The 12,470-nt window shown below is 44.0% G+C and carries 8 protein-coding genes; 5 read left to right on the top strand and 3 right to left on the bottom strand.

Features of this window, described 5'->3' with window-relative positions; all coding sequences use genetic code 11:
* Window positions 1-38 precede the first annotated feature (38 nt).
* Together ACLWOR_RS00040 and ligD are read left to right on the top strand one after the other, a co-directional pair.
* Entirely contained in the window at window positions 39-893 is an 855-nt protein-coding gene (locus ACLWOR_RS00040) for a Ku protein (RefSeq protein WP_413938599.1), read from the top strand.
* Window position 894: 1 nt separating this feature from the next.
* Window positions 895-3,279: a DNA ligase D gene (gene ligD, locus ACLWOR_RS00035; RefSeq protein ID WP_413938597.1), complete on the top strand. Its 2,385-nt coding sequence runs from the start codon at window positions 895-897 to the stop codon at window positions 3,277-3,279.
* On the opposite strand, the gene ACLWOR_RS00030 is transcribed toward ligD, so the two are convergent.
* From ACLWOR_RS00030 to ACLWOR_RS00020, 3 genes are all read right to left on the bottom strand, one after another.
* Window positions 3,280-3,564 (bottom strand): hypothetical protein, encoded by a 285-nt coding sequence (locus ACLWOR_RS00030; RefSeq protein ID WP_413938595.1) that lies wholly within the window; start codon window positions 3,562-3,564, stop codon window positions 3,280-3,282.
* Between the two features lie 71 nt (window positions 3,565-3,635).
* Entirely contained in the window at window positions 3,636-5,588 is a 1,953-nt protein-coding gene (locus tag ACLWOR_RS00025) for an ATP-binding protein (protein ID WP_413938594.1), read from the bottom strand.
* Entirely contained in the window at window positions 5,585-7,747 is a 2,163-nt protein-coding gene (locus tag ACLWOR_RS00020) for a hypothetical protein (protein WP_413938592.1), read from the bottom strand. The genes ACLWOR_RS00025 and ACLWOR_RS00020 overlap by 4 nt, the downstream gene beginning before the upstream one ends.
* Before the next feature lie 112 nt (window positions 7,748-7,859).
* Between ACLWOR_RS00020 and ACLWOR_RS00015 the strand changes: the two genes are divergently transcribed.
* The 3 genes from ACLWOR_RS00015 to ACLWOR_RS00005 all read left to right on the top strand — a co-directional run bounded on the left by ACLWOR_RS00015 (window position 7,860) and on the right by ACLWOR_RS00005 (window position 12,227).
* Complete coding sequence (locus ACLWOR_RS00015; RefSeq protein ID WP_413938591.1) at window positions 7,860-9,698, top strand: SpoIIE family protein phosphatase; 1,839 nt, start codon at window positions 7,860-7,862, stop codon at window positions 9,696-9,698.
* Between the two features lie 31 nt (window positions 9,699-9,729).
* The gene (locus tag ACLWOR_RS00010; protein ID WP_413938590.1) at window positions 9,730-10,200 is read left to right on the top strand and encodes a hypothetical protein; all 471 of its coding nucleotides are present in this window, start codon (window positions 9,730-9,732) and stop codon (window positions 10,198-10,200) included.
* 104 nt (window positions 10,201-10,304) lie between these two features.
* Window positions 10,305-12,227: a response regulator gene (locus ACLWOR_RS00005; protein WP_413938588.1), complete on the top strand. Its 1,923-nt coding sequence runs from the start codon at window positions 10,305-10,307 to the stop codon at window positions 12,225-12,227.
* The last annotated feature ends 243 nt before the right edge of the window (window positions 12,228-12,470 follow it).

Below are 12,470 nucleotides of genomic sequence, written 5' to 3'. Positions count from 1 at the left end.
TCCTATAGAGGAAGGCGATGCACTTCGAAGGGGGTATTATGGCAGCGAGTATCTGGAAAGGTTCTATCAGTTTTGGACTTCTGAATATTCCTGTCAGTCTTCAAAGCGCGCAAATGGATAAAGATGTGCACTTTTCTTTGCTCGACAAAAAGGACATGTCGCGAATTCGCTATCAAAAAATCAGTGCGAAAACCGGGGAGGAAGTTCCCTCTGATCGCATCGTCAAAGCTTATCAATACGAGCCTGGCCGCTTTGTGATGGTCACGGAGGCCGATCTTAAAAAGGCCAATGTCAAAGCCACCCAGACAATTGATATCGAAGATTTTGTTTTGCTGGAAGATGTCGACCCGCTTCTGTTCGATCGACCGTATTACCTGGTTCCGCAAAAGGGTGCGGAAAAAGGCTATTATCTTTTGCGGGATGCCTTGGCCGAAACTCAAAAAGTAGCTATCGGAAAAATTGTCATTCGCGTGAAGCAACATCTGGCCATGATCATGGCGCGACGAGGGCATTTGGTTTTGGAACTCTTACGCTTTGCCCATCAGGTGAAGAGCGAAAAGCAAGTGCAGTTGATGACGGCAAGTGCAAAGAAGACACCGTACACGCAAAAAGAACTAAAAATGGCGGAAGATCTCATCGACGGTATGACTTCGGATTGGAAGCCTGAGCAGTACAAAGACACTTATTATAACGACATTATGAAGGCCATTCAAAACAAGGTGAAACAAGGCAAAGGCTATCGTGTTGCGGAACCTAAAAAAGAAGAGAAAATTGTTCCTACTGACAATGTCATAGACCTGATGCCGCTCCTTAAGAAAAGTCTTGAAACGCATCGACCTCGCACAGCCAAAAAGAAAGTAAGTTCTCGACCATCCAGACGTGCAGGAGCTTAATATGTCGTTACGTACGTATTCAGAGAAAAGAAACTTTAAAAAAACGTCGGAGCCAAAAGGCAAAGTTCCGAAAGCTAAAAAGGCTAAGCATCTGATGTTCGTGGTACAGGAACATCACGCTTCCCATCTTCATTATGACTTCCGGTTGGAGTGGGAGGGGGTTTTGAAGAGTTGGGCGGTGCCAAAGGGGCCTTCACTGGATCCGGGGTCCAAACGCCTGGCTGTTGAAGTTGAAGATCATCCTCTCGAGTACGGAAAATTTGAAGGTGTGATACCTGAAAAACAGTATGGGGCGGGTGAAGTTTATATTTGGGATACGGGAGTGTGGAATCCTCTGAGTGATCCCGCTTATGGACTTCGCAAAGGGCATCTCGAGTTTGAATTAAAAGGAAAGCGCTTAAAGGGACGCTGGGATTTGATTCGCACAAAGACACCGGGTCGACAGCCACAATGGCTTTTGATTAAAAAGGATGACGCTTTTTCGGTGACGGGACATGTGGCGGAAGAAATCGGAACCAGTGGAAGTTTTCACAAGCGCCGTCTTCGGCAGAAAAAATTAACATTTATTCAACCGCAGCTTTCTTTACTGGTTGATGCTCCTCCAGAAGGGACACAATGGTTGCATGAAACGAAATTCGATGGGTATCGTCTGCAAGTGCATATCGAAAATGGCGAAGTTCGTCTGTGGACTCGCTCTCAGCAAAACTGGACGGATAAATTTCCTACCATTGAAAAAGCTTTTGCAAAGTTAAAAGTGGACGACGCCATCTTTGACGGAGAGCTGGTGTGGTTGGATGAAAAAGGACATAGTAGTTTTCAAAAATTACAGAACGCTCTTAAAGACCGAGATTCCCGATCTTTGTATTTTTATGCCTTTGATCTGCTCTGGTTCAATGGAAAGTCCTTTCAAGAAATGCCATTGCTTGAGAGAAAAAAAGAACTCGATAAGGCCTTAAAAGGCGTTCGTCCTCCACTTCGCGTCAGTACATACATGTTGAGCAAAGGAACTGAACTTTTTAAAAAAGTCTGTGATTTGGGACTTGAAGGTATTATTTCAAAAAGAAAAGACCGGCCTTATATCTCGGGAAGAAAAGGCGATTGGACGAAAGCCAAATGCGGGCATCGCCAAGAATTCGTCATTGGTGGATATACGGAAGGCGAAGGGTCGCGATCCTCGCACTTGGGTGCTTTGTTGTTGGGAATTTATGAAGGCGAAAACCTTCGCTATGTCGGCAAAGTCGGTACGGGATTTACCCAAAAGTCCTTGCAAGATGTTTATAAAACTTTGCATCGAATTGAATCCGATCATTCTCCTTTTGATCTTAAATCTCCCAAGGGCAAAGGCATTCACTGGGTGACACCGATCAAGGCGGCCGAAGTGAGTTTTGGCAACTGGACGGATGAGAAGATTCTGCGCACCCCAGTTTTTCATGGTTTACGTGAAGACAAATCAACGGCGGAAATTTCAATTGAAAAGCCCACTCGAAAAATTAATAAAAAAGTCTCTCGATCGGTTAAGGGTCCTGATGGCGGCCTTCGCCTTTCTAATCCGCAAAAAATTATTTATCCAGCAGAGGGTCTGACGAAACTCGATGCAGCGATGTACTATGTGACCGTAGCGGATTTTATGCTCGAACATTTAAAACATCGCCCGCTGTCGCTCTTGCGATGTCCTGAAGGGTCGCGGAAGAATTGTTTTTTTCAAAAGCATGTGAATTCCAATATCTCTCCGCATATTCATGAAATCGCCATTGAAGAAAAACATAAAATGGAAAGCTATATGACGGTTTCAACGATGGAGGGCCTTGCGGAACTTGCGCAAATGGGTGCATTTGAAATTCATTGCTGGGGTTCGCATGATGATAAAGTCGACTATCCGGATGTCATCGTCATGGATTTGGATCCGGGCCCGGGAGTTTCTTGGAATCAAGTTGTTAAGTCAGCCTTTGAAATGAAAGAGATCTTGGAGAAATTGAAACTCAAGAGTTTTGTGAAGTTAAGTGGCGGAAAAGGCGTGCATTTGCATATTCCAATTGCACGCCTTTACACCTGGGATCAGGTGAAAGCCTTTTCCAAGGCATTGGCGCAACTGATGGAAGATCAATATCCGCAAACTTATGTGAGCAATATGAACAAGAAATTGCGGAATAAGAAAATTTTTGTCGACTATCTTCGTAACGGACGAGGAGCAACCGCCGTGGCGCCTTATTCCTTGAGATCAGGCGAGCATAGCGCTGTGGCCATGCCCATCACGTGGGCCGAGCTCAAGAAAACGAAATCCTCCCAGGAATTCAGTCTTCCTCAAGCGCTGGCACACTTAAAGAAACGAAAGAGAGATCCCTGGGAAGGTTATTTCAAGCTTCAACAAAAGCTTCCGCAAAGTTAACTACATGCTATGAGGGGGTGGTGAGCCTGGTGGGGGCGGGGGCGTTTGCCCCGGCACATGAGGTTCAACTTCGGGAATAGGACGAGGCGGAGGTTCTGTCACCGGTAGTTTCTCTTTATCTTTGGCGGGATCCGAAACTGGTGTTTTCTTTTTCGCCTTATCGACTTTTTCAGCTTGGCTGACTTTCGGAGTGGCATCTAAGCGCGGTGGCGCTTGTGCAAAGGTCTGCGCACCCGCGGCACGCCAAGCAAAAATCATAAGGAGACCTAGTATGAATGATTTCATAAATAACCTCCCGCTCTTATTCTAATTCAACAAGAGTTAGGATGTGAGTCAGGAGTGCTTGTAATGCAACACTAGGCTGCGTGAAGATTTCGAGTCGATTCTTTTTTTAACTCAGAGATATAAGGAATTTCAATATTCAAACAAGAGCCTTGGCCAACGACGGATGTGACCCAGACCTTGCCGCCGAGGGCTTGGGCTGAGTTTAAAATCGCATCCATGCCCACGCCACGGCCGGAAATCTCCGTGACTTGATCGCGAGTCGAAAACTGACTGTCAAAAATATGTTGAATCACTTGTTCATCAGTTTCTGAAGATGCGTCGATGTTCTTGCTTTGCAGACGAGCGCGAATCTTTTGTGGATCAATGCCTGCACCGTCGTCTTTGATAGCGATGAGTAAGTACGGTTGATCTTGCTTTTGCGCCACTTCAATCAGAACTTCGATTTGTCCCTCTGCGGGCTTGCCAGCAGCCAGGCGGGTGTCTGGCTTTTCAATGCCATGGTCGACAGCATTTCTAAAAGCGTGCACCAATGTGCCAAAGAAAGAAGAGTAAGCTTCCGGTAGAACCATAATGGAGTTCTTTTGGATGCGTAGAGGAGCCAGCATCTTGTCTTCTTTTTCTGCGATCTTTGCCACCACATCTTGATAAGGTTCAAAGAAGCGGTTGATAGGTTCCATCACCAGTTCAAGAAGAAGTTCTTGCGCCACGGGTCCGCCACCTGGAAGATTGCGAACACGGCGAGCAATTTCATTAAGTTTGCTGATAGCAATTTCAATTTGGCGTTCCGCTGAAAGAACCGACGTACCCAAGATTTCTTTAGTTTCATTCAAAAACGCATGATAGGCCGTTTCGATTTTCGCGCATTGTTCTTTAAAAGTTTTAAGCACGCTCTCCGATGAAGTTTCTTTGTATTCGGTAAGCAAGTTTTCCGCAAGGTGACAGCTCTCTGCCAATTCCTTGACAGAGTAAATTGCCGCGCCACCTTTTAAAGTGTGAAGAGAGCGGTAAAGGGCTTCTGTATCGTAAGGACCTTTGGTCTTTGCAAGTTCAGTGTGGATTTCATTGAGAAATCCCTGTGAGTCTTGAATAAAGCGATAGATCTCACGCTTGCTCTTAATCATATTGATGATGAGTTTAGCGTGCTCTTTTTCGTTTTCAGCTTGTCTTTGTGCTGCTACCAATGACGTGATATCCGTGGCAACAACAACAACTCCCTCAATTGCACCTTCTGGTGAACGAAGCGGGTGATATTCTAAAGAAATATTGCGGCCTTCACTGTGTGGGTAAACGACAGGGCCTAGAGGTGCTAAATCTTCAAATGGCAACATCTCCATAAAGAGAGTCTGCATCCATTTTTTAAAGCCTTCGATTTTATTGTCAGCTAATTTAAGCACATTCCAAATATCTTGCCCCTGCGGACGGCACTCGATCGTGTTTTCGCAAGCTTTGGAAGTGACATCCAAAACGCGGCCATCCGAGTTAAAGATAAAGAAGCCTTGCCCCAAGCTGTCAAGGAGGGCGGTCATGGTTTGATTCATGCGCGACAATTCAGCCGTGCGATCCGCAACCATTTTTTCGAGATTTTTACTGTAGTCTTCTAACTGAACCTTGGCGTCTTCAAGGTCTTTGATGACGTCTTCTTTTTGTTCGAGCTCCGCTCGGTATTTTTTTTGTAAGCGTTCTTCCAGTGTCACGTCACGAACAAAAACAATCCAATTTTTATCACCCATCGAATCAAAGACGGGCTGAAGTGTGAGTTGAACTTTGCCTTCGCCACCTTGAGAAGTTGTAAAATTCACTTCTTTGTAAGGAGTTGGATCCGTGATGCTAATCAATGTATCGAGAGCTTCTAAAGGTTCGCTGAACGTAAAAAGCTCGGGGAATTTCATTCCGCGGGTGATTTTGCGAATAGAAAGACCGCAAATAATAGCCGCTGTTTCATTGCAATAGATGACCTTTTGATCTGCATTCAGAACAAAGACAGGTTCTAGCAAAGTGTCAAACAGCGAATATTGAATCTTCATTTTACGAAGGTCTCATTTTTCTGGTGATAGATAATGAACTCGCGAGTCGCGGCCCAGTCAGACAAGGCCGTACTCTCTTTAGATTCCGCACGAACGCGCCAGTAAAGCTTGCCGAGTGGAACTTTTTCTTTGATCAAGAAACGGTTTCCTGGTTGAGATTTCGTTAAGAGGATATGAGAAAAGTCTTCTTTATCCGAAACTTCAACGATGTAGTTTGTGGCACCTTCGACCTTTTTCCACTCGAGCCAAATAAATGGCTCCATCGCTGTTTGCAAAAACACCGATGCTTTATCAAACGGCTCCATTAATTTTGGAGCTGCAAGAGGAGAGCGGAACGAGTAAAGAACTTCTTCGATGTTGGAGAAGTCTGTGATCGGTTTGTTATTTTCATCCAAAGCTTGGACGCGCACTTTATAGCGGCCCGGCGCTGGCAGAGTCAAAGTTCCCGAAGTCGTTTTATATTCGGCTTGTTGCGGAGAAGCAAAGTCGCCTTTGCTATCCAATTGCACTAAATAAGACTTTGCAAATGGAATTTCTGTCCACGTAACAGGGGCTTGCTTCGGAGTCGGAGCAGAGTCACGGCTGACGATTTCTTTAAAAGGAGAGAGGATAGGATTCACTGAAGTGATATCAATTGTACCCACTTCGCTTGGATCGCTCACGAGTCCATTCATACCACGAGCAAAAACACGATAGTAGTATTTACCCGGGCGGTACTGAGACCATGCCACAGTTGTTTGAGTTGCATCAAATTTCTGAGCATCTTTGAAACTCAAATCTTTGGACACTTGGATATGATAATTTTTAGACTGCAATACAGGTTTCCATGCCATCTTCGGTGCTTTTTCTGCCGCTGGATTTCTATCTTGGCCCGATGGTGGCGTGAATTGAATTTTCTTAGTGATTAAGATAGGGCGATCTGGTTTTTGTTCAACCGTCGCTTGCAAATTTAAACTAAAAGAGACAGGTTGCGACCAAGGTGACGCATTTTTCTTTTCAGTTTCACCTTTGACGCGCACCCAGTAAGTTCCGCTTGTCAGTTTCGGTGTGACGGCAGCAAGTTCTGTTGTTTGCGCTTCTTTGATAATAGTCGCAAAGTTTTCATCTTGTGAAAGCTGCCAAGTAAATCCTTTTAGGAGCGACATTGCCTTCCATTGGATTTCAGTAGAAGTCGAAACTTCTTCATTTGGCATGACTTTCATTTCCAACTGAATCGTGGAAGCTTGAACTGGAGTCACGATTTCTGGAGGAGCCAAATTCGTGATCTGCATTTTACGAGTTTCCGAAGTCACAGCAACTTGGCCATTGCTATTATAAGCTTTCAAACGCCAAAAGTAGGGACCCGGTGAAAGTGGATCGACTACTTTTGCCTGTGATTCTTTTGTTACTTTTGAAATAGCCACAGACTCGAATTTTTCAGCCGGCGAAACTTCAAGTTCAAAGCGAGCGATATCGCCTTTACCCATCCATTCAAATCCAATAGGATCATCTGGCTGGATGCGCACCCACGAAATATTATCTGGAGTTTTAAGAACCAGAACTGCTTTTTCCAGCTCGCGAACTTCACCTTTTTTAGAGACGGCGACAACAGCATCTTTTTTAAGCTCTTGTTTCGCTTTCTTATCGATAAGCTGCGCTTTACCCGCCAAAAGTTTCATGTCGACATTTCCGCTATGGGATTTGTTCAACTGAATTTTAGATTTCTCTGGTGAGTCTTTGGCGCTTTCAAGCTTGAATTCTTCATTTCCTGATTTAACAGTCAGGCTGGCACCGCTGGCGATTTCACCAGTCAAATTACCATAACGAAGGTCGAGATTCATTTGGCCATTTTTAAGATTCAAGGTGATCAACGAGTTAGGTTCGATACGAATTTGCGTTCCATCTTCCAAACGAATGATGGCTTCAGAGCGGTCACCTGTATAGATAGAATCGCTTTGATAAATTTTGTCTTTTTTGCCTGCAGGAATCCAACTGAATGTATCCAGGTTTTTACGGCGTACGTCGTTTGTGGAAATGGCAACATCACCAATGAGTTCCATTTGTCCCGAGTTTTGTTTTGGGAATAGGAGAGAGTCATCGTACAGGAAATACGAGAATGCCAGCAGCATGCACAAAGCACTGACAAAGATGAGTCTTTCTGTTCTACCGAAACGCGACATAATACCTCTTCAGTAAGACTTATCGGCGGAAATCGTTAATGATTTACAGACCTTGGGCCAAGTTATGTGAGAAATTCTTTTCGCATTGTCTGCGAAAAGGCATAATGAGGACGTGAAAAAACGTGGATTATCAATAAGATATAAGATTCTTTTGCTACTAACTTCATTGCCTCTGATTACGCTGACTGTGTATTTGGTCCTCGCAATGAACATCTTTGAAGAAGATAAAATCGCGTACGTGTATGAGTCATCGTCCAACATGTCTGGAACCATGGCGACTCAAATTAGGACACAGCTCAATTCGGTTCTCAGCACGGCTCGTCCCATCTTTCAAGACTACTTGTCACAACAAAAATTCTCTTCCATCGGTGAATCTATTTTCATGAATGAGCCTAATATGGAAGCGATTGTGGTTTTCACACCGTCGGCAACAGGTGCCTTTGAAAAGAAAATGATTCTTGAGAAAGTAGCCGGGCAGACTGAAGGTGTTTTAGGTTCGCTTTCAGCTCATTTGCCAATATATTTCACTGAAGTTGAGTCGGCGAAACGCACGGTGAAGGCGCCTTTCAATGACGACCGAGTTTTTATTTTTGAACAAGTCGAAGACGAAAAGGGTCAGCGCCAAACTGTTTTCCTTGTTATCGTGCGCATGAGTGAATCGAGTGAAATGTTCAAAGCGGGCACTTCACAAAAAATTTATCTTACATCTCGCGATGGTCGCATTCTTTTTGGCCCTGATAATATGCAAGGGCATCAGCTGCAAGAAATCGTCACGCCGTCATTTATTGGCAAGGCTAGTACCGACTCTGTTGCAGGAAAAGCAGAACCAGGTAAGCGTGCAGACGGAACGGATTTACTCGTATCTTATTCGAAAGCGGGCTTTGGCGATTTGATGGTCGTCACGACAGTTGAAAAAGAAAAAGCTCTTGGCGGAGTTCAACTTTTGATCCGTCGGTCTTTGATCTTTTTTGGTTTGCTGATTTCTGTCACTGTCATTATCAGTCTTTTTGCGTCTAGTGGTTTGACTCAAGCGTTGACCGAGCTTTTCCAAGCAACGAAAAAGGTTTCTGAAGGCGACTTCAATATTCGAGTCAAAGTGAACTCAGGTGATGAGGTTGGAAGCTTAGCTGATAATTTTAATATTATGGCAGCTGAGGTGGCACGACTCTTAGATCAAACGGCTGAAAAAGCGCGTATGGAATCTGAGTTGCAAACCGCGAAAACCGTGCAAGAAACTCTTTTTCCTGAGGCGCGTGCGAAGATCGGCCCATTGTCGATTGCAGGTTACTACGAGCCTGCCAGTGAGTGCGGTGGCGATTGGTGGCACTACTGTCAAATCGGCAATAAAATTTTCTTGTGGATCGGGGACGCGACTGGACACGGAGCTCCTGCGGCTTTGATTACAAGTGCGGCCAAGTCTGCATCGACGATTATTGAAAGATTAAATATTTCTCCGGCTAAAGCTTTGGAACTTTTGAATCGTTCGATTTATGACGTTTCAAGAGGACGCATTATGATGACATTCTTTTTGGCGTCGTTTGATTTGGAAACAGGGGAGCTTGTGTACTGCAATGCTTCGCATGAAGCTCCATTCTTGATCAAAAAAGGCGAGGGGCCTTTAAAGAAAAAAGATTTGGTTCCTTTAAATGAAGTGAATAATCCCAGATTGGGACAAAGCAGGGATTCCGTTTATGAGCAAACCAGTTTAAAATTGGATGCTGGAGACTCGGTCTTCTTTTACACGGATGGTATACCTGATATTCAAAATCCAAGTAGCGAGGCTTGGGGTGAAAGGGAATTCATCAAAGCCTTGATCGCTGCAAACAAAGACTATCCTGGTGTAAATGACTCCGTGGAGAGATTCGCGATGAGTTTCCAAGGACATCGCCAAGGGGCGGCCTTGGTCGATGATGTGACTTTTTTTGTGGTAAAGAACGAAGGTCTTCAGTAGATTTTTAAGTGCTCGATTATGAGGAGAAACTATGGGTAAACTCGACGTAAAAATGAATAAAGCATCTGATAAACTCAATGTTCAGATGAATGGAACCATCGACGAGGATGTGGACTTCTCTCAATTTAATCTTGGTGGAAGCCCTCAGGTCGAAATGGAACTTGAAGGTGTGAAAAGTATCAACTCATGCGGTATTCGCGAGTGGATTAAATGGATGGGCACAGCATCCGGCGCACAAATTGTTTTCAAAAATTGTCCAAAGGTGATCGTCGATCAGATCAATATGGTGGATGGTTTCTTGCCAGCCAATGGTCGTGTTTCGTCTTTTTTTGTCCCATATTATAACGATGACTCGGGCTCCGAGAAAAACGTGCTCTTTACATTTGGGAAAGAGTTCTCTGATTCGGGCGTGACTCCTCCTGAAGGAATCAAAGATGAAGACGGAAATGAAATGGAAATGGACGTTATTGAGTCCAAATACTTCAAATTCTTGAAGAAATAAGACCACAAGTCTTAGGTCTAGTTTTGGGAGCAGGAGCTGGTCAACAGTCCTGCTTTTCTCTTTTTGAACTTAAACAAAAGCCTCTTACGACCGATTAGTAAGACGTGAGCGACAATAAATCAAAAATTCTAATTTTAGAAGATGATGAAAGCTTGGGAACAGCACTCAAAGAAGTGTTGAGCCGTGCAGGTCATTATACGTACATTGCCGCTCGTCCTGACGAGGCTTTGAGTATGGTCGGCGCTCACAATGTCGATTTTATTTTCTGTGATTGCTTACTTCCGCAAATGACAGGATTGGATTTTGTCGAAAAAGCTCGTCAAACTTATCCCGCTGCAAAATTCAAAGTGATTCTGATGTCTGGTATCTATTCAGATAAGCAGTTCATCCAAGAAGCTTTACAAAAGACTCAAGCACTTTCATTCCTTAAAAAGCCCTTCGACATGGATCAAGTTCTTAAACTTGTGAAGAAAGACGAAGTGCCACGCAAGGAAGAATCCAGCGCGCGTAAGTTGCTTTACCAAATGTTCGCCAATCCAACAGTGACCAATCGTCAAAAAAGAAAGGTCATTGAGTCCATCGAAGAGGTGAGTGGTTTTGACTTGCCGTTTTTGTATTCGTTGTTGGCGGAAACAAAGAGTAGCGGTTATTTGAATATCTATAATGCCGACGGAACAGTTTCCGGTATTTCTTTCTGTAATGGAAACATTGTCGGTGTCGACGTTGATGACCGTACGACTTTCTTAGGTGAGATGTTGATCCAAAGTGGTTATGCGACACCTATCGACGTGCAAACAGCTTTGCGCGATAAAAACACGCGTCGTATCGGGAACTTCTTAATTCAGAATAATCAACTGAGCCCTCATGCATTTGATATTATCTTGATGGAGCAAATGAATATCCGTCTGGTGCGCACGATCGTGGATCATAAAATCCGCGTGAACTTTGCAGCAACAGAAGTGGACATGAGCAATCCAAGTATCGATGCTGATACGCTGTCATACTATCTCCATGACTGGATTGCTTCTAAAATCTCTGTTAGCTGGTTGAAGTCATTGTACATCATGTGGCAGGGGAATTTGATCAGCAAGAGTCCGAGCTTCCGCGAAGATCACCCTGCACTTAATATGTCTCTTGTTAAAGCGCTTGATGGTTTCACAGATAAATTGAGTCAAGACGTTACGTTGAATCAGTTGTTAGAGGAAAAAGGTTATAGCGAAGTTGCGGTCTATAAGGCTTTGCATTTCTTGCTAACTAAAGGTCTGATTGTCTTTGCTCAGAAAACGGCCTTTGCAAATCCTAAAGAGCAACTGAAAGCTCTTAAAAAAATGTGGAACAACTTCGAAGGTAAAAATCCTTACGAATTGGCTGCCTACTTAGAATCCATGGTTATGGCTTCGGGTGGTGAAGAGGCGATGATGGCTGAATTCTTGAGCTTGATTGGTGAGCAGCCACAAGATCAAGAAGCATATGATCTTTGGAGTAAGCTGAAGAGTTCTGCCGAAGAGGCGATTCGTATGGCGAAGGACTCCAATAAGTTGGAGCAAGTTCGTCAAGAGAACCAACGTACTGAGGCTGAAGCTAAGTTGAAAGCAAACAGCTTGATGGAAGAAGCTAAAAAGGCTCTTCATCTCAATCAGTATTCGCGTGCACAAACTCTTTTGGCAGAAGTGGCGAAACTCAATCCACAAAGTCAGCATCTGCATATCTGTAATTCTTGGGCAAAAATGGGTAATATGGATCCAGCCAAGAAACAGTTCTATATGAAAGATATTGAGCTTGAGATCATGCAAGTTCCGCCAGATGAGCGTTACGAAGCGATCTTCTTGTTTGTGATTGGTCTCTTTAATAAATTCAAAGGCGATATTCCTGCTGCGAAGAAATCTTTCGAGAAGTGTATGGCGATGGACTCTGGCTTCATTCCTGCTCGTCGTGAGATGTCGATGCTTTCAGTACAAAATAAAAAGCAGGACGTTTTCAATATGGACCTCAAGCAGGTCGTCTCAGGATTCTTTAAACGTCGTTAATTTTTTCAGGGTTTTCACTTTGAATGCTTCGAACTTCCTGGCAGATGGTGGACTGCAAGTGGTCCAGCCGTGCAGTGCTCTGTTCCCGAGAGGGATAGATTTTGCATTGTATTGACCGGCGGAGCGCTTTCTCACCGCGGCAAAGAAAATCATTTGGATAGTTTGGTTTCGGCGAGGAAAATTTTCTAATTTTCTAATTTTCTAATTTTCTAATTTTCTAATTTTCTAATTTTCTAATTTTCT

This window comes from Bdellovibrio sp. HCB2-146, from assembly GCF_047345725.1.
Classification (GTDB): Bacteria; Bdellovibrionota; Bdellovibrionia; order Bdellovibrionales; family Bdellovibrionaceae; genus Bdellovibrio.
Note: the sequence above shows the minus strand (reverse complement) of the source record. Positions and strands in the feature narration are given on the sequence as shown.